This is a genomic window from Nevskia ramosa DSM 11499 (genome assembly GCF_000420645.1).
In the GTDB taxonomy this organism is placed as follows: domain Bacteria; phylum Pseudomonadota; class Gammaproteobacteria; order Nevskiales; family Nevskiaceae; genus Nevskia; species Nevskia ramosa.
This window is the reverse complement of record NZ_ATVI01000012.1, coordinates 73324-90505: the sequence shown is the minus strand read 5'-3', so window position 1 is coordinate 90505 and position 17182 is coordinate 73324. Positions and strand designations below refer to the sequence as shown.

Here is a 17182-nt window from a genome sequence, read left to right as displayed (position 1 = left end):
CGAACGCCTTCCTTGCTTCGCCGAGATCAGCACGTTCAAGCCTCGTATCACGGCTGCTCGCGGCGGCGTTGCTGACGATCGGCGCGATAGCGCCCGCGCTCGCAGGGGAACTAGTGCCGCTGGCCGACAAGGCGGTGGTGCTCGCCTTCGGCGACAGCCTGACCTCCGGCATCGGTGGGTCCGGCGAGAATTATCCGCAGCGACTCGCGACCTTGATCGGGCACGAAGTCATCAACGCCGGCGTGCCCGGTGAGACGACGGCGCAGGGCCGCGAGCGGCTCGCTGCGGTGCTACGCGACAGCAGGCCGGGCCTGCTGATCCTCTGCCTCGGCGTCAATGACTTCCTGCGCGGCGTGCCGGAAGCACAGATCGCCGCCAACCTCGGCGCGATGCTCGATCTGGCGGCGGACGCTGCTGTGCCAGTGTTGCTGCTCGCGGTGCCGGCGCCGGGCGCGAGTCAGATCGATCCGCTGTTCGCCGCACTGGCGAGGCCGGCGCAGGTGCGCATCGATCTGCATGCCATGGCCGATACCCTGATGCAGCCCGCCTTGAAGGCCGGCCTCGTGCACCCGAACGCCGAGGGCTATCGACAGATTGCGAAAGCCGTCGCGCAGAGCTTGCGCGACGGCGGCGCCCTGATATCGCGGTAGCGACTGGAGCCGCCGAGCCCTAGTTCGCCACCATGCCGCCATCGATGACCAGTTCGGTGCCCATCACGAACTTCGATTCGTCGGATGCGAGGAACAGGCAGCCGTAGGCGATTTCGATCGGATGGCCAAGGTAGCCGGCAGGCTGTCCGTTGATGAACGCTGCTTCGGCCGCCACTGGATCCGGCATGCTGTTGATGGTCTTGCGCAGCAGCGGCGTATCGATCGCGCCGGGGTGGATCGAGTTGGCACGAATGCCCTTGCGGGCGTGGGCGATTGCGGTGCTCTTGGTCAGCAGGCGCACCGCGCCCTTGGAGGCGTGATAGGCCGCGTAGCCCTGCGAGCCGATCAGCCCGTAGACCGACGACAGGTTGATGATCGAGCCGCCACCGTTCTTGATCATTACCGGCACGGCGTATTTGGTCGCGAAGAACACGCCTTTGACATTGACGTTCATGATCGCGTCGTACTCTTCCTCGCTGGTATCGACCTCGGGCTTGCTGCTCTCGATCGCCGCGTTGTTGACCAGCACATCGAGCCGGTCGTACTTCGTTACAGCGAAGTCGATCATGGCCTTGATGTCGGCCATCTTGCCCATGTCGGCACGAAGAAAATGCGCGACACCGCCGGCCTTGGTGATGCGCTCGACAACCTCCGCACCCATCTTTTCGTTGATGTCGGCGACGATCACCTTGCCGCCTTCACGCGCGAACAGTGCCGCGGTTTCCGCACCGATGCCGGAAGCACCGCCGGTGACGATGGCGACCTTGTCCTGAATACGGCCCTTGCTCTTTTCCACGTCTCTCTCCAAGTGGGATACGGCAGTTTTTTGATATCGAATCGATGTGACGCGTGCCGGCTCCGCTCAGTTGGAAGACGCGCGAACCTGCTGGCTTTCCTGCTGCTTGATGGCATCGAGCAGCAGCTTGATCATCACGAAGAACCAGATGGTGAAGTTGATCAGCGGGATGTAGATTCCGAACAGGCCGTTCCAGCCGAAAGGCCCGGATTTGAAATAAACCACCAGGGCCGTCGGCAGAAATCCCATCGGTACCCAGATGTTCAGATAGGCCGCCCAGCGCGGAAATACCGGCTTGTCGCCCTTGTCCAGAAAGATTGCCGCAGCCAGGGCGCAGGACTGGGTCAGGAACGGCGCGAAGGTCATCGACAGGATGATCCAGCCCAGGTCATTGAGCAGCAGCATCAGCTCCGGATCGCGATCAGGGCGGAAGGAAACGGTAGTCCAGATCATCGTCGGGATCAGCACCGCGAGCATCGCGATCGAACCGCCGATGAGTTGTGCCGCCGCCAGGCTGGGATCGCTGCCCTTGATACGCCGCATCTGCGTGGAGATCACACAGACCCAGGGTACGAAGAAGATGCAGGCGGCCTGCGCGATGATCAGGCCCAGGCGCTTCATCCAGACATCGGTCTGGTAGAACGCCGCGATCTGCGCGCCGCTGGCATCCGGACGCGGCGGCGGAATGAACCCGGCCAGGAAGATCCAGCCGAGGCCGAACAGCAACAGGAAGATCAGCCCGCTCCAGACGCACCAGCGCTGAACGCGGACATTCATCGTTTCGGCCATGGGGTTGCTGTTTACATCGGACATGGAAGGTCTCTTGTTGAACTTCAGCGCCTCGGGCCAGCCGGCAGGCTGCGGTGAGACGGAGCAACGGAAATTGAGCCGAACGTGAGACGGAACGCGGGTCCAGAGGCAGCAGCGGTGGCGCTGCGGACTTGATGACGCGTTGGCGGAAGTCCCTACGCAGCGCGAAGGCCCGGGCCGGAACAGTGTGTTGCCCGGCAAGGCGATTTCTTGCGTCTCGGTAGCCCCGAACTCTACGACATGAGCAGTCCGATGTAGCGACGGGCAAACCCTAGGAGGGTTCTGTATCGCTGTTGATTCCGTCGAGCCACGGACAAATCACCACAAGCGGTCGTGGCAACTTGCAAAGGCTCTATTCGGAGTTTTTACTGCCGGCTGACTCTGCTTTTGCAGGCCGCTCTAGTTATTGAAAAATATGGTGGCCGAGGACGGAATCGAACCGCCGACACGGGGATTTTCAATCCCCTGCTCTACCGACTGAGCTACTCGGCCAACGTGCTGCTTGGATGCCCGCGTCTCAACGCGGAGCGCGATTAGACGCGACAGGGGTATCAGGCGTCAAGCACTTTCCGGCCATGGCTGGGGCTGGCCTGCAGCGGTGCTCAGGCCTTTTTCGGCGGGATGTAGCTGGTCTTGGTCAGCTCGCCGCCGCCGAAGAAGAATTTCTCCAGTTCGGTCATCAGCAACTTGCGTGATTCGGCTTCCGCCAGCGACAGGCGCATCTCGTTGATCAGCCTAGTCTGGTGCGCGATCCATTCGGCCCAGGCCTGTTTCGAGACCTGCTCGTAGATGCGCTGGCCGAGGTCGCCGGGGACTGGCGGACGCGGGAGGCCTTCGGCTTCGATGCCGAGCTTGATGCAGTGGACGGTTCGGGACACGGGTCTGGACGGGGTGGGGTCGGAGTCGTTGCGGTGGGGTAGCGGCGAGTCAGGAAGCTGAGCACTGGCGCCGGCAGGCCGGGCAGCGCGTCGCGGTGCATGGTAAGCCAGCGCTGCTCCGGTCGCTCATGCAGGGCGGTGGATGGAGCGTCGATCAGGGCGCAGAGCAGCGGCGTCAGTTCCAGCTCGAAATGGGTGAAGGCGTGGCGGAAGGCCGGCAGGGTTTCCAGCGGTTCGACGCTGATGCCGAAGCGTTCGCGCAGCAGCGTGTCGACGGACTCGCCCTCACCGGCCACCGGCAGCGACCACAGGCCGCCCCAGATGCCGGTCGGCGGACGGCGTTCGATCAGCACCGCGCCTTGCCCGTTCTCGACCAGCAGCAGCGTTGCCCGGCGCAGCGGGCGAGCCTTCGCCGGCTTCGATGACGGGAAATCTTCGGTGCGATCCGCGAGCCGCGCCACACAGTCCCCTGCGACCGGGCAGCGGGTGCAGGCCGGTGCACGCGCGGTGCACAGCGTGGCGCCGAGATCCATGATCGCCTGCGTGTAATCGGCCAGGCGCGTCTGTGGCAGGAAGCGTTCGGAAACCAGCCACAGCCTGGCAGCGACTTTCGGCTCGCCGGGCCAGCCGGGGATCGCCGCGTGGCGCGCCAGCACGCGCTTGACGTTGCCATCGAGGATCGCGTGCCGCGAGCCATAGGCCTGGGCGAGGATCGCGGCAGCGGTGGAGCGGCCGACGCCGGGCAGCGCCTGTGCCGCTTCGAGATCGTCCGGCAATTCGCCGCGATGCAGCGAGGCCACCTGCTTGGCCGCCGCGTGCAGGTTGCGGGCACGGGCGTAGTAGCCAAGGCCGGCCCACAGCGCCAGCACCTCGTCGATATCGGCGGCGGCCAGCGCGTTGAAATCCGGGAAGCGGGCGATGAAGCGCTGGAAGTACGGGATGACCGTCGCGACCTGAGTCTGCTGCAGCATCACTTCGGACAGCCAGACGCGATAGGCCGTGCGCGGTGATTGCCACGGCAGGCCGTGGCGGCCGTGGCTGTCGAACCAAGTGAGCAGGCGGCTGGCGAAGTCTTCGCCAGCCGCCTGTGTTGTGGCTTCGCTCAAGGCGATTGTCGCTGCGCTCAGGGCGCTGGAGCGGGCGCCGGTGCCGGGGCCGGCGCGGGAGCCGGTTCAGCTGGCGGCTTCTTCTTGCCGAACAGCGAGTTCAGGCCGTCCTGCAGCTTGCCCTTCAGCGCCGGATTGCCGTCGAGCTGGTTGCCGAGCTTCTTCTCGATCTGGGTATCGATCTTCTCGCGCAGCTTGTCGCCCTTCTCGCCGACCAGTTTCTCGCGCAGGCCTTCGGTAGCCTTCTGCTGCAGCGCTGCGCGGATATCCAGCGCGTACTTCGGATTTTCGAAGGTGCCAGTCACTCGGATTGGAATGACGATGCCAGCGAGGTCCGGCATCTCCTTGCCGCCCTGGCCGCTGGCGGTGTTCACGATGGTCGGCTTGGCGGTGTAGTCGATGGTTTCGCGGGCGATGTCGACCTTGCCGGCGCCATCGACCCGGAACAGCGGGCTCTTGGCATTCAGCGCGTCGGACTGCAGCACGCCGTTGGTGATCTTCGCTGCGGCGCTCAGCTCGGTGAAGTCGGTCTGCACAGGTGCGCTTTCGTTGAACTGCTGGCCCTTCAGCAGCGCATCACCCTTGCGCAGGATCTGGCCGAGATTGAAGCCCTTGACCGCGCCATTGAGGAAGCTGAACGACAGATCGCCGTTCAAGGCCTGCTTGATCGCGCCCACGGTCTTGCCGCTGGCGGTCACGTCCATCGCGAAATTGCCTTCGCCGGTCATCGATTCCTTGCCGGTGAAATCCTTGAGCAGCGGGCCGGCGGAAATCGAGGTCAGCTTCAGGGCTTCGGCATAGCGCGGCATGGCGCCCGGTGTGATTTTCGTCGTCGACGCGATGCTGCCGCCGTAGAGCTGGGCACCCAGACCAATTTCCTTCGGCAGGCCCTTGGTCGCATTCAGGCGGAACTGCACATTGGCCATGCTGAGGTTCGACACTTTCAGCTTGCCGATGTCGATGGTGCCGTTGGCGGTGAAGCCGTCGAGCGCATCGATGGGCAGTTCGACGGCATTGGCTTTCACTTTTTCTTCCGGCGTCCGCGGCGCTTCCTTGACCGGCACGGCCGGTGTCGGCAGATAACGATCGGCGTCGATCGTATCGAGCTTCAGCGCGAACTCAGCCGCCTTCGAATCGAAGCTGGTCACTGCACCGGAGCCGGTGAAGGTGCTCTGGTCCAGCTTCATGTTCAGATCGCTGATCCGCGCCGCCTTGGTCGTGGCATCGAACTTCAGCCGCAGGGTCAGCGCTTTCAGGGTTTCCGGATCGGCGGTGTCGACCTTGATGTCGAGCAGCTTCATCAGCTCGCGCGGGTTGAAGGTCTTGACCGACAGCGGGCCGACGAAACGCGGCGCATCGGTGTTCAGGCCGATGGCATCGAGGGCGATGGTCGCATCGAGTCCAGCCGCCTTGAGATCGCCGCTGGCCAGCTTCAGCGTGCCCTTTTCGCCGTCGTAGATCGCGTCACCCGCGAACGTCGCGGTCTGCTTGCCGCCGGGCACGGCCGCGCCATCGGCATCGACCTTCACGGTCAACCCCTGCGCGCGAACCAGCGGCTTGTCGTACTCGGCCGAGACCTGCACGGCAAGATCGGCATTGGCGTTGAGATCTTTCAGCGCCGCTTTCAGCTTGACGGTCAGCTTGTCGGTCAGCGCAGTCTTCTTGCCGAGATCGGCCGAAGCATTGCCGGCTACATCGATGTCAGCCGTTCCGTCCTTGGTCGTCGCCTTGACCTTGAGGCTGAGCTTGTCGGCCTTGGCGGTCTGCTTGTTCATGTCGGCGGACAGATTGCCGCTGAGGTCGATATCGGCCTTCTGGTCCGGCATCGTCGCCAGCACCTTCAGGGCCAGCTTGTCGGCGCTGTAGGTCTTCGCCTTCAGATCGTATTCCACGCGCGTCGACAGCTTGATGTCGGCCTTCGCGGCCGGCTGCTTTACCGTGGTCGAGAACGCCAGCTTGATGTCGAAGGGATCGCCGGGGCTGATCGAACCGGTTTCCAGCTCGAGGCCGGACACCGCATAAGCCTGGCCGCTCTGCTTGTCGTCATAGCGGATATCCGCACCCTTGATCGCGATGCCGCTGATGTCGATCGACTTGATGCCGGCGCCGCCGCCGGACTTCTCTTCCTCGGGCTTGGCGGCGGTCTCGTCGGTCTTGCTCAGGTCATCCCAGTTGCTCTTGCCGGTGGCGTCCTTGGCCAGGTTCAGCTTCATGCCGGTGAGGCTGATCTTGCCGATGCGAATCTCGCGGCTCATCAGCAGCGGCAGCAGGCGCACGCCGACATCGGCCTCGGCCACCACCAGCATCGGCGCGTCCCCGAACCCGGCGGCGTTGCTCAGGGAAACGTTCTTCACGTTGGCGCCGAGCACCGGATAGAAGCCGAGCTTGATGTCGCCGAGCGCGAGATCACGGCCGGTCGACTTCTTGGCGGCGGCGGTGATCTGGCTGCGGAAATCGTTCGGATCGAAGAACAGCGCGAAGGCGCCGACCGCAAGCACCACGAGCAGCAGGACGACGCCGATGACACCGAACACGATCTTCAGAACCTTGCCCATGAGGAACTCCGATATGGGGGATGACGATATTGCTGCCCTAGTCTAGCGAGGGCCGCCTGAGCTGCGTGCTCGCCGGTTTGGGACCGCTACCACGGGCCTGGGGTTCGCGACGGAGTAAAATGCCCGCTTCCCGCTTTGTCCCGGTGCTTTCATGCCCGTTGCTGCTGCCCGTCCCCGTCGCAAATCCGCCGCCGTGGTGCCGAAACTGGCTCCCAAGGTCGGCTTCGTGTCGCTGGGCTGCCCGAAAGCGCTGGTCGATTCCGAACGCATCCTGACCCAGCTGCGCGCCGAGGGTTACGAAACCGTCGGCAACTACGATGCGGCCGATGTGGTGATCGTCAATACCTGCGGCTTCATCGATTCGGCGGTCGAGGAATCGCTGGACGCGATCGGCGATGCGATGGCCGAGAATGGCAAGGTCATCGTCACCGGCTGCCTCGGTGCGCGCCGCGGGCTGATCGAAGGCAAGTTCCCAGACCTGCTGTCGATCACCGGCCCGCAGGACTACAAGGGCGTGATGGACGCCGTGCATCTGGCCGTACCGCCGCAGCACGACCCGTTCATGGATCTGCTGCCGCCCCAAGGCATCAAGCTGACGCCGCGCCATTACGCCTATGTGAAGATCGCCGAGGGCTGCAATCACAAGTGCAGCTTCTGCATCATCCCGTCGATGCGCGGCAAGCTGCGTTCGCGGCCGGTCGATGAAGTGCTGATCGAAGCCCAGAAGCTGGCCCGCTCCGGCGTCCAGGAACTGCTGGTGATCTCGCAGGACACCAGCGCCTACGGCCTGGATCTCAAGTACGCGAAGCGCACGTTCCGCGAGCGCGAATACGAAACGCGGATGCTCGATCTGTGCCGCGGCCTCGCCAATCTCGATGCGCCGAGCCAGCCCTGGGTGCGCCTGCACTACGTCTATCCGTACCCGCACGTCGACGCCGTCATCGAGCTGATGGCCGAAGGTCTGGTGCTGCCCTATCTCGACGTGCCGTTCCAGCACGCCGCCACCAGCGTGCTGAAGCGCATGAAGCGGCCGGCCGCCGCCGAAAACACCTTGCGCCGGCTCGAAGCCTGGCGGGCGATTGCGCCGGACATCACCATCCGCTCGACCTTCATCGTCGGCTTCCCCGGCGAGACCGAAGCCGAGTTCCAGACCCTGCTCGACTGGCTCGACGAAGCGCAGCTGGATCGGGTCGGCGCGTTCACCTATTCGCCGGTCGATGGCGCCACCGCCAACGCGCTGCCGGGTGCGGTGCCGCAGGAAGTCATGGACGAGCGCCTCGAACGCTTCATGACCCGCCAGGCCGGCATCAGCGCCGCCAAGCTGCAGAAGAAGATCGGCAGGACCATCGAAGTGCTGATCGACGAAGTCGGCCCCGACGGCGTCATTGCCCGCAGCCAGGCGGACGCGCCGGAAGTCGACGGCCGGGTGATCCTGAACAATGTGCCGAAGCTGCGGCCAGGCCAGCGGGTGATGGCCAAGGTCACCTCGGCCGACACCCACGATCTGTACGCCAGCATCGTCTAGCACCCGGCCTCATGGATCGCTGGCTGAAGCCGCTGACATCCTGGGGCCTGCTGCTGGTCAGCCTGGTGGCATTCGGCTTCGTCAGCGCGATCTACTTCGTGTTCTGCTGGCTGGTGTCCGGCCTGATCGACCGCACGATCACCCGCAAGGAGCGCGAGGAAAGCTATCAGCGCGCCGGCTTGCCGGAAGAAGAGATCGATCAGCTGATGCTGCCGCGCGACCGCGCAGCCCGCCTGCTGCGGGCTGCGTTCTCGTTCGGCGCGGCGGCGGCCATGCACTACGTCGGCTGACCGATGCGTCTGAATCCATGCGGCTGAACCCATGCGTCTGAACAAATTCATCGCCGAAACCGGCATCAGCTCGCGCCGCGAAGCCGATGGCTGGATCGAGGCCGGCCGCGTCTCGGTCAATGGCGTGATCGCGACCCTCGGCACCCAGGTCAACGATGGCGACACGGTGGCAGTCGACGGCAAGCCGATCGGTGCCGCGTCCAGCCACGTCTACATCGCGATGAACAAGCCGGTCGGCATCACCTGCACGACCGAGCGCCACGTCGCCGGCAACATCGTCGATTTCATCAAGCACCGCGAACGCATCTTCCCGATCGGCCGGCTCGACAAGGACTCCGATGGTCTGATCCTGCTGACCAACAACGGCGACATCGTCAACGAAATCCTGCGCTCGGAAAACAATCACGAGAAGGAATACCGGGTGACCGTGAACCGCGCGGTGACACCAAGCTTCATCACCGTGATGAGCCGCGGCGTTTTTCTCACCGAACTAGAAGAACGCACCAAGCCCTGCAAGCTCGAAGCGCTCGGCGAGTTCAGCTTCAAGATCACCTTGACCCAGGGCCTGAACCGGCAGATTCGCCGCATGTGCGCCGCCTTCGATTACAAGGTGGTGCGCCTGCAGCGGGTGCGCATCATCAATGTGCGGCTGGGCAATCTGAAGGTCGGGGCGTGGCGCGATCTGACGCCGGAAGAGCTGCGCGGCCTGCTGCCCGAGCGCAAGGTCTGGTGACCATCACCACCGACGACGTGCTGGTGCTCGGCGCCGGCGCCGCCGGCCTGTTCTGCGCGTTCACGGCCGGCCAGCGTGGCAAGCGGGTGCGCGTCATCGAGCACGCCAACAAGGTCGGCAAGAAGATCCTGATGTCCGGCGGCGGGCGCTGCAATTTCACCAATACCGGGACGACGGCAGCGAACTACCTGTCGGCCAATCCGCATTTCTGCAAGTCCGCGCTCGCCCGCTACACGCCCTGGGATTTCATCGCGCTGGTCGACAAGCACGGCATCAAGTACCACGAGAAGGAACTCGGCCAGCTGTTCTGCGACGAATCCTCGAAGCTGATCCTGCGCATGCTGCTCGACGAATGCCGCGATGCGAATGTGGTGATCGAGACCGATTGCACGATCAACGCCGTGCAGCAGCGCAACGGCGTCTTTGAGGTCATCACCGCGCGCGGCGTCTACTCGGCCGCTTCGATCGTCGTCGCCACCGGCGGCCTGTCGATTCCTTCGATGGGCGCAACCGGCTTCGGCTATCAGCTCGCCAGGCAGTTCGGCCACGACGTGCTGCCGACGCGCGCCGGCCTGGTGCCGCTGACCTTGTCCGGCAAGCCGCTGGAGGATTACGCCGATCTGTCCGGCGTCGCCTTGCCAGTCGAAGTCTCGGCCGAAGACACGAGCTTTCGTGGCGCGCTGCTGCTGACCCATCGTGGCCTCAGCGGCCCGGCGATCCTGCAGATTTCCTCGTACTGGCAGCCGGGACAGCCGCTGTCCCTGAACCTGCTGCCGAACGATGACGCCGAAACCTGGCTCGCCGCGCAACAAGCCGAACGACCGGCCAGCGAACTCAAGACAGTGCTTTCCGAAGCGCTGCCGAAGCGCTTCGCCCAGCGCTTGTGCGAGCGCTGGATCGCCAACAAGCCGCTGCGCCAGTACCGCGCCGCCGAGCTGAAAGCGATCGCCGCGCAGCTCAGCGAATGGCCGATCACCGCCAGCGGCACCGAGGGCTATCGCACCGCCGAAGTGACACTCGGTGGCGTTGATACCAATGGCCTGTCATCGAGCACGATGATGTCCAGGCATCAGCCCGGCCTGTACTTCATCGGCGAAGTGGTCGATGTCACCGGCTGGCTCGGCGGCTACAACTTCCAGTGGGCCTGGGCGTCCGGCCACGCGGCCGGACACTCGGTGTGAGCGCTCTGGGCTACCCTTTCATATCTAAGACAAGTGGAAAACCGATGAACCCCTGCCTCGCCGATCTGGTCAGCCTGCTCGATCTGGAACCCCTGGAAGTCAACCTGTTTCGGGGCCAGTCCCGCCATCTCGGCGGCCGCAGCGTCTACGGCGGCCAGGTGGTCAGCCAGGCGCTGGTCGCGGCGACGCGCACCGTCGAAGGCCAGTTGCCGCATTCACTGCACGCCTACTTCCTGCGCCCGGGCGACATGGATGCGGCGATCGTCTACGAAGTCGATCGGGTCCGTGATGGCCGCAGCTTCACCACGCGCCGCGTGCAGGCGATCCAGCACGGCCAGCCGATCCTGACCCTGATGGCCTCGTTCCAGCGCGCCGAGGAAGGCTTCGAGCATCAGGTCGAAATGCCCGAGGTGCCGACGCCGGAATCGCTGGCCAGCCAGCTGGAATTGCGCAAGCAATGGCTGGCGGACGAAGTGGCGCGCAACCCGGATTTCCCCGAGCGCCTGCGCATCGCCTTCACCAACGAGCAGGCCTTCGAGTTCGCCTGGGTAGCGCCGATGGACCCGTTCCAGCCGGAGAAGCGGGCGCCGCAGCAGGGCATCTGGTTCCGCGCCGCCGGCAAGCTGCCGGACGATCCGATGCTGCACCGCTGCGTGCTCGCCTACGCCTCCGATTTCAATCTGGCCTCGACCGCACTATTGCCGCACGGCCGCAGCTGGTTCTCCAGCGACATGATCGTCGCCTCGATCGACCACGCGCTGTGGTTCCACCGCGACGTGCGCGCCGACGACTGGCTGCTGTACGCGATGGATTCGCCGAGTGCGCAATCGGTGCGCGGCATGTCGCGCGGGCTGATCTATGACCGCACTGGCCGGCTGGTGGCGAGCGCGGCGCAGGAGTGCTTGATGCGGCAGATCACGCGCTGATTGCAACGCGCATTCTGCTGATCGGACGCATCCCGGCCCATGGCTCGCCCCCGCCTATCCACCGAAGCAGCCGACGGCGTCCGCGCCGAAATCTGCGCGGCCGCTGCGGCGCTCTATGAACGTGATGGCTACGATGCCGTGACCTTGCGGGCGATCGCCGCGGCAATGGGCCGCAGCCAGGCGCTGCCGTATCGCTATTTCAAGAACAAGGAACACATCTTTGCGGCACTGCGCGCCGTGTGGTTCGAGCGCCTGACCGCGCTGTTGGAAGCCGCCGTCGAAGGCCTGGAGTCGCCACTGCTCAAGCTGCATGCGATTGCCCGAACCGCCATCGCCTTCGCGCAATCACAGCCGTCCGAGTACCGGCTGATGTTCTCGCTGAGCCAGCCCGATCCGACCGATTTCCCCGAACTGCACGCGGCGCGGCTGCGCGCGATGGCGACAGTTCAGACCGCGTACCAGGAAGCCGTCGATGCCAGACTGATTCCCGGCGATGGGGCGACCGGCGCGCACGTCACCTGGGCAGCGCTCCACGGTTTGCTGAGCCTGCATCTGGCTGGCCAGTTGACCGTCGGCCGCAGCCTGGAAGAGTTGATCCAGCCAATGCTCGATACGCTGTTCGGACCGCGTCTGCTGGCGGTCGTCGAAGCCTCGGCGCGCTCGGAACGGCGCAGGAAGCAGGCGGCCGATTAGCCGCCTGCTACGTGGTCATCAGCCTGCGTAGGCCTGCGACGCCGCCAGCATCCGCGCCTTCGCCGCGCGGTACTCGGCTTCCAGCTGGTTGACCACTTCGGCAGTCGGCTTGATCGAGTCGATCAGGCCCACGCCCTGACCGGCGCCCCAGATGTCCTTCCAGGCCTTGGCGGTGCTGCTGTCGGCATCGGCGCCGCCGCTGCCTAGGTTCATCTTGCTGGCGTCGGCGTGCGGGAGATTGTCCGGGTCCATGCCGGCGAGGACGATGCTCTTCTTCAGATAGTTGCCATGCACGCCCGAGAAATACGGCGTGTAGACGATGTCGCCAGCGCCGGATTCGACGATCGCCTGGCGATAGCCGTCGCTGACATTCGCTTCCGGCGTGGCCAGCCAGCGGGTGCCGATGTAGGCGATGTCGGCGCCCATCGCCTGCGCGCTGAGGATGGCGTCGCCGCTGGCGATCGAGCCGGACAGGATGATCGGTCCCTTGTAGAACTTGCGGATCTCGCCGACCAGCGCGAACGGCGACAAGGTGCCGGCGTGGCCGCCGGCACCGGCGCAGACCAGGATCAGGCCGTCGACACCGGCTTCCAGCGCTTTCTGCGCGTGGCGCACGCTGATCACGTCATGGAACACCAGACCGCCGTAGCTGTGCACGGCCGGAACGATGGCGTCCGGCGCGCGCAGGGAGGTGATGATAATCGGCACCTTGTGCTCGACGCAGGTCGCCATGTCGGCTTCGAGGCGATCGTTGGACTTGTGGACGATCTGGTTGACCGCGAACGGCGCCGCCTTCTTACCCGGATTGGCCGCCTCGAACGCCGCCAGCGCGGTTTCGATCTCGACCAGCCACTCGCCAAGCCGCGACTGCGGCCGCGCGTTCAGCGCCGGGAACGAGCCGACCAAGCCAGCCTTGCACTGCTCGATGACCAGACGCGGGTTCGAGGCGATGAACATCGGCGAACAGATCACCGGCAGACGCAGGTTTTGCAGCACGGCAGGCAGGGCCAAGGGGAATCTCCGTAATACGAGTGGGCGGCTGATAGTTTGGGCGCGATTCTGCGGGCAACGGGCAGAACCAGAAAGAGACTGCAGTGGACAGGGCGCAAATATTTGTGCACGATTGTTCACATCACCAACCGGGTCGCCATCATGTCCGCAAGCACCGACGAATCATCGCGCCAGTTGCGCGGCGCCATCGCCTTACTTAAGGCTGGCATCGATCGCGGCAGCGCCCGCATCGAGGAAACCCATCTGGCGATCGCCGACAAACCGTTCCGCGTGCTGGCTTTCGTGCCGGTGGTGGCGCAGTTCAGCGGCGTGGTTCGGCAGTTCCACGACGGCATCACCAAAGGCGTGCACCTCGGCGTCCGTGGCCTGAGCGCGGTCGGCTGCGATGCGGCGATCCGGGTGCTCGACCAGATTCAGGATCAGCCGGGGCGGGTGCGCTGGTGAATCGCCTGCAAGCGGTCGTCAGCGCTACCAATGGCGTGTTCGGCGATTTCCTCGCCAAAAGCGGCAATGGCCTGGCGACCACGTTCGGCTTCCGTGATCGCCAGGGCTGCCTGCTGTCGCTGACTCGCGCGGCGCTCGCCGCCGAGCATCCGGACGCCAGCGGTGACATCGCGGTGTTCCTGCACGGCCTGTGCTGCGACGAGCACATCTGGTCGACCTATGCCGACCAGCACGATGGCGATACCTACGCCTCGAAGCTGCAGCGCGAGCACCGCTACACGCCGGTGTTCCTCCGCTACAACAGCGGCCGGCACATCTCCGAGAACGGCGAGGACTTCGCCGCCGCACTCGAAACCCTGCTCGCAAACTGGCCGGTGAAAGTGCGCCGCGTGGCGCTGATCGGTCACAGCATGGGCGGGCTGATCGCCCGCAGTGCAGCGCATCAGGCGCTCGAACAGGGCTTGTTGTGGCCGGAAAAGATCACCCATCTGGTCTGCCTCGGCAGCCCGCATCACGGCGCGCCGCTGGAGCGCTTCGGCCATCTGGCGACCAGCCTGCTCGGCATGCTCGACATCACTCGCCCGCTGGCGACGGCGATCAACGCCCGCTCGGCCGGCATCAAGGATCTGCGCCACGGCAGCCTGCGCCACGACGATTGGCGCGACCACGATCAGGACCTGATCGGTCACGACACCCGCCAGCCAGTGCTGCGCCTGCCGAAGGCGCGGCTGCACTTCATCGGCGCGATGCTCGGCGACGGCCCGCTGCATCCGCGGACGCGCTGGATCGGCGATGGTCTGGTGCTGCACGACAGCGCCAGCGGCCATCATCTGAACGAAACGCTGAAAGTGCCGTTCATCGATGGCGACGGCCTGATGTTGCCCAGCCTGCATCATCTGCGGCTGGTCAATCATCCCGACGTCTACACGCAGCTGTCGCGCTGGCTGGCCTGAAGCCTTCTCTGTTTTCGCTACCCCGGAGTTTCCGTGCTGATCCTGAAAGCCTTCCTGCTGCTGCTCGCGCTGACCATTGCCGTCTACATCGGCCTGTACTTCCTGGCGCCGAAGAAGATTGCCGATACCGCGATGAGCCTGGAGCGGATGCGCGCCGGGCTGCAGCGTTCGGAAATGGACATCGATGCCAAGGAGGGGAACCTTCACATCGTCTATCTGGAAGGCGGCCCGGCCAATGCGCCACCGCTGCTGTTGCTGCACGGCATCGGCGCCGACAAGGACAACTGGACCCGCGTCGCCGCCACGCTGACCAAGCGCTACCGCGTCTATGCGATCGATCTGCCCGGCTTCGGCGAAAGCTCGAAACCGGCCGATGCCCGCTACCGGATCAGCGATCAGGTGGAACGCGTTGCGCTGGTCGTCAGCAAGCTCGGTCTGACCCGTTTTCACCTCGGCGGCAACTCGATGGGTGGCTGGATTTCGGCGGCCTATGCGATCGCCCATCCGGAAGCCGTGCAAAGCCTGTGGCTGCTCGATCCGGCCGGCATGATGTCGGCCGAAGACTCGGAAATGAGCAAGCTGCTCGCCGCCGGCATGCCGCCGCCGCTGTTCGCCCGCAGCGCTCAGGACTTCGGCCGGCTGATGCAGTTCGTGATGCAGAAGCCGCCGTTCATTCCGGCGCCGGTGCGACAAGTGCTGATCGATCGGCAGATCGCCAACTACGCGCTCAACGAACACATCTTCGGCGAGATTCGCGAGCAGTCCGGCGCGCTCGACGCAACACTGGCTGAAATGAATCCGCCGCTGGCGACGCCGACCCTGATCGTCTGGGGCGATAAGGATCGCGTGCTGCATCCTTCCGGCGCCGCGATTCTGCATCGCCTGCTGCCGAACTCGAAAGTGTTGATGATGGCCGGCATCGGTCATCTGCCGATGCTGGAAGCACCGGGCCGGGCAGCGCAGGATTACCTGGCATTCCGCGCCGGTCTCGGCGACTGAGCCCCACAGCTGGAGGTGGCCGCGTCATGAAACTGATCGACTACCAGCACCGCTACAGCACGGCCGAAGTCAGCCGCGACGACGCCGGCGTGCTGACCGTGCGCATGCACAGCGACGGTGGCCCACTGATCTGGGGCGCGGCGCCGCATGCCGAACTCGGCGAACTGTTCGGCGCCATCGCCGCTGATCGCGACAACCGGGTGGTGATCCTGACGGGCAGCGGCGACGCCTTCATCAAGCTGCCGCCCGGCGATGGTCCCGGCGCACTGGCGCGCGGCGAATATCCGGCGGAAATCTGGGATCGGATCATCCGCGAAGGCAACCGCCTGCTGCACAACCTGCTCGACATCGAAGTGCCGATGATCGCCGCCGTCAACGGCCCGGTCACCGTGCATTCCGAACTGGCCGTGCTCTGCGACATCGTGCTGGCCGCCGACAGCACCTACTTCCAGGACGCGCCGCATTTCCCCGGCGGTCTGGTGCCCGGCGATGGCGTGCAGGTGATCTGGCCGCTGCTGCTCGGGCCGAATCGCGGCCGCTACTTCCTGCTCACCGGCCAGAAGATCGCCGCCGAAGAAGCCAGGGCACTGGGCGTAGTCGGCGAAGTGCTCCCGACGCAGGAACTGATGCCGCGCGCCCAGGCCCTGGCCGTTGACCTCGCCGGCCGTAATCCGATCCTGTTGCGCAACACCCGGCACGTGCTGACCCGTCCGCTGAAGCGGGCATTGGCCGATGACCTGCACGGCGGGCTGGCACTGGAAGCGCTGGCCTCCTTGTCCGGCGCTACCTGGTTCAAGAAGTAGTTCTGCACTACCGGGGCTCAGTGCAGGGCGGTACTCGCCATCCGCTCGATGCCACCCCGGTAGTAATCGAAGCGCACCGCCAGCTGCGCGAACACCGGCTTCAAGCCAAAGGTATCGGCCAGTTCGTGCTTCGCGGCTGAAGCGAAGTGCGAGCGGCTCATGTTGCAGTAGTAGTCCAGGCCCAGCGGCCGATTGAAGTAGCGGCGGCGATGTTCGATCCACGGCGCGCACCAGCCGGCCAGGAACAGCGCGTAATTGCCGATCTGCGACAGCACCAGGAAGCGCCGTTCGTGGCCGGCGTTCTGGGCCTCGAACATCAGATCGACGAGATAGTCGTAGTCCTGCGCTTCGCCGGCCTGCACGCGATGCAGGCGCTCGCTGTTCGAGAACAGCGCCAGCAGGTTCGACAGATAGTGGATCGTCCGGCGCTCGCCGGAATCACGGCGGCCGGCCAGCGCCCGGCGCAGCATCACGTTGAAGTAGAGCTTCGGCGAGACATCGACCCAGGCCGAAGCCGGATCGAGCATCGCATCCTGCACGTAGCGGCTTTCGAGCAGGGATTCCAAGGTGCTCGGCTGTTCGATGACCCGGCGCGCGGCTTCCACGGCATCGGTTTCCGGCACCGGGAAATGCTCGAACAGGAACAGCAGATCCCTCTGTTCCAGCGCGGTGGCACCAAACTGCGCAAAGTCGGGCGATTGCATGACGACCTCCTAGAGCGGTTGAGCTACGGGATCAACTATGCACATCCCATGCCGCGGTGGCGTCAAAATTTCCTGTTAGCACAGTGACTTGGCGGCTGCTAACGAATGCGGCCAGCAATCGGCCC

The 17182-nt window shown here is 64.9% G+C and carries 18 protein-coding genes and 1 tRNA gene; 11 read left to right on the top strand and 8 right to left on the bottom strand.

What is annotated here, in order from left to right:
• Positions 1–113: 113 nt before the first annotated feature.
• On the top strand, positions 114–650 hold the full coding sequence (locus G513_RS24175; protein WP_169560696.1) for a GDSL-type esterase/lipase family protein: 537 nt from the start codon (positions 114–116) through the stop codon (positions 648–650).
• 19 nt (positions 651–669) lie between these two features.
• On the opposite strand, the gene G513_RS0119255 is transcribed toward G513_RS24175, so the two are convergent.
• The 6 genes from G513_RS0119255 to G513_RS0119230 form a co-directional block, all read right to left on the bottom strand.
• Complete coding sequence (locus tag G513_RS0119255; protein WP_022978498.1) at positions 670–1446, bottom strand: SDR family NAD(P)-dependent oxidoreductase; 777 nt, start codon at positions 1444–1446, stop codon at positions 670–672.
• A gap of 66 nt (positions 1447–1512) precedes the next feature.
• Positions 1513–2259 (bottom strand): hypothetical protein, encoded by a 747-nt coding sequence (locus G513_RS25200; RefSeq protein WP_156891809.1) that lies wholly within the window; start codon positions 2257–2259, stop codon positions 1513–1515.
• Between the two features lie 413 nt (positions 2260–2672).
• Positions 2673–2748 (bottom strand) — tRNA-Phe (locus G513_RS0119245).
• 110 nt (positions 2749–2858) lie between these two features.
• On the bottom strand, positions 2859–3101 hold the full coding sequence (locus tag G513_RS0119240) for an oxidative damage protection protein (protein ID WP_245563151.1): 243 nt from the start codon (positions 3099–3101) through the stop codon (positions 2859–2861).
• Complete coding sequence (gene mutY / locus G513_RS24165) at positions 2987–4240, bottom strand: A/G-specific adenine glycosylase (RefSeq protein ID WP_022978495.1); 1254 nt, start codon at positions 4238–4240, stop codon at positions 2987–2989. Before mutY ends, G513_RS0119240 begins: the two co-directional genes overlap by 115 nt.
• Before the next feature lie 17 nt (positions 4241–4257).
• Positions 4258–6795 (bottom strand): AsmA family protein, encoded by a 2538-nt coding sequence (locus G513_RS0119230; protein ID WP_022978494.1) that lies wholly within the window; start codon positions 6793–6795, stop codon positions 4258–4260.
• A gap of 196 nt (positions 6796–6991) precedes the next feature.
• Between G513_RS0119230 and rimO the strand changes: the two genes are divergently transcribed.
• From rimO to G513_RS24160, 6 genes are read left to right on the top strand one after another with little or no spacing between them, the layout of a single operon-like run.
• Complete coding sequence (gene rimO, locus G513_RS0119225; RefSeq protein ID WP_028475773.1) at positions 6992–8320, top strand: 30S ribosomal protein S12 methylthiotransferase RimO; 1329 nt, start codon at positions 6992–6994, stop codon at positions 8318–8320.
• 11 nt (positions 8321–8331) lie between these two features.
• Complete coding sequence (locus G513_RS0119220) at positions 8332–8610, top strand: hypothetical protein (protein ID WP_022978492.1); 279 nt, start codon at positions 8332–8334, stop codon at positions 8608–8610.
• Between the two features lie 31 nt (positions 8611–8641).
• Entirely contained in the window at positions 8642–9343 is a 702-nt protein-coding gene (locus tag G513_RS0119215; protein ID WP_022978491.1) for a pseudouridine synthase, read from the top strand.
• Positions 9340–10524, top strand: coding sequence for a BaiN/RdsA family NAD(P)/FAD-dependent oxidoreductase (locus G513_RS0119210; protein WP_022978490.1), 1185 nt, complete (start codon positions 9340–9342; stop codon positions 10522–10524). Before G513_RS0119215 ends, G513_RS0119210 begins: the two co-directional genes overlap by 4 nt.
• Before the next feature lie 44 nt (positions 10525–10568).
• The gene (gene tesB, locus G513_RS0119205; RefSeq protein ID WP_022978489.1) at positions 10569–11450 is read left to right on the top strand and encodes an acyl-CoA thioesterase II; all 882 of its coding nucleotides are present in this window, start codon (positions 10569–10571) and stop codon (positions 11448–11450) included.
• Between the two features lie 39 nt (positions 11451–11489).
• Positions 11490–12143: a TetR/AcrR family transcriptional regulator gene (locus tag G513_RS24160; RefSeq protein WP_022978488.1), complete on the top strand. Its 654-nt coding sequence runs from the start codon at positions 11490–11492 to the stop codon at positions 12141–12143.
• A gap of 18 nt (positions 12144–12161) precedes the next feature.
• Here the strand turns inward: G513_RS24160 and G513_RS0119195 are convergent, their stop codons facing one another.
• Positions 12162–13154: an NAD(P)H-dependent flavin oxidoreductase gene (locus G513_RS0119195; RefSeq protein ID WP_022978487.1), complete on the bottom strand. Its 993-nt coding sequence runs from the start codon at positions 13152–13154 to the stop codon at positions 12162–12164.
• 141 nt (positions 13155–13295) lie between these two features.
• Here G513_RS0119195 and G513_RS0119190 point away from each other — a divergent pair, with 141 nt between their 5' ends.
• Genes G513_RS0119190 through G513_RS0119175 form a run of 4 tightly spaced genes read left to right on the top strand, consistent with a single transcriptional unit; the run spans position 13296 to position 16353 of the window.
• Complete coding sequence (locus G513_RS0119190) at positions 13296–13598, top strand: hypothetical protein (protein ID WP_022978486.1); 303 nt, start codon at positions 13296–13298, stop codon at positions 13596–13598.
• Positions 13595–14551, top strand: a complete 957-nt coding sequence (locus tag G513_RS24155; RefSeq protein ID WP_022978485.1) for an esterase/lipase family protein — start codon at positions 13595–13597, stop codon at positions 14549–14551. The genes G513_RS0119190 and G513_RS24155 overlap by 4 nt, the downstream gene beginning before the upstream one ends.
• 33 nt (positions 14552–14584) lie before the next feature.
• Complete coding sequence (locus G513_RS0119180; RefSeq protein ID WP_022978484.1) at positions 14585–15550, top strand: alpha/beta fold hydrolase; 966 nt, start codon at positions 14585–14587, stop codon at positions 15548–15550.
• Between the two features lie 26 nt (positions 15551–15576).
• A complete protein-coding gene (locus tag G513_RS0119175) occupies positions 15577–16353 on the top strand; it encodes an enoyl-CoA hydratase/isomerase family protein (RefSeq protein WP_022978483.1) in 777 nt (258 codons plus the stop codon).
• 17 nt (positions 16354–16370) lie between these two features.
• Here the strand turns inward: G513_RS0119175 and G513_RS0119170 are convergent, their stop codons facing one another.
• Positions 16371–17057, bottom strand: coding sequence for a hypothetical protein (locus G513_RS0119170; protein WP_022978482.1), 687 nt, complete (start codon positions 17055–17057; stop codon positions 16371–16373).
• Positions 17058–17182 lie beyond the last annotated feature (125 nt).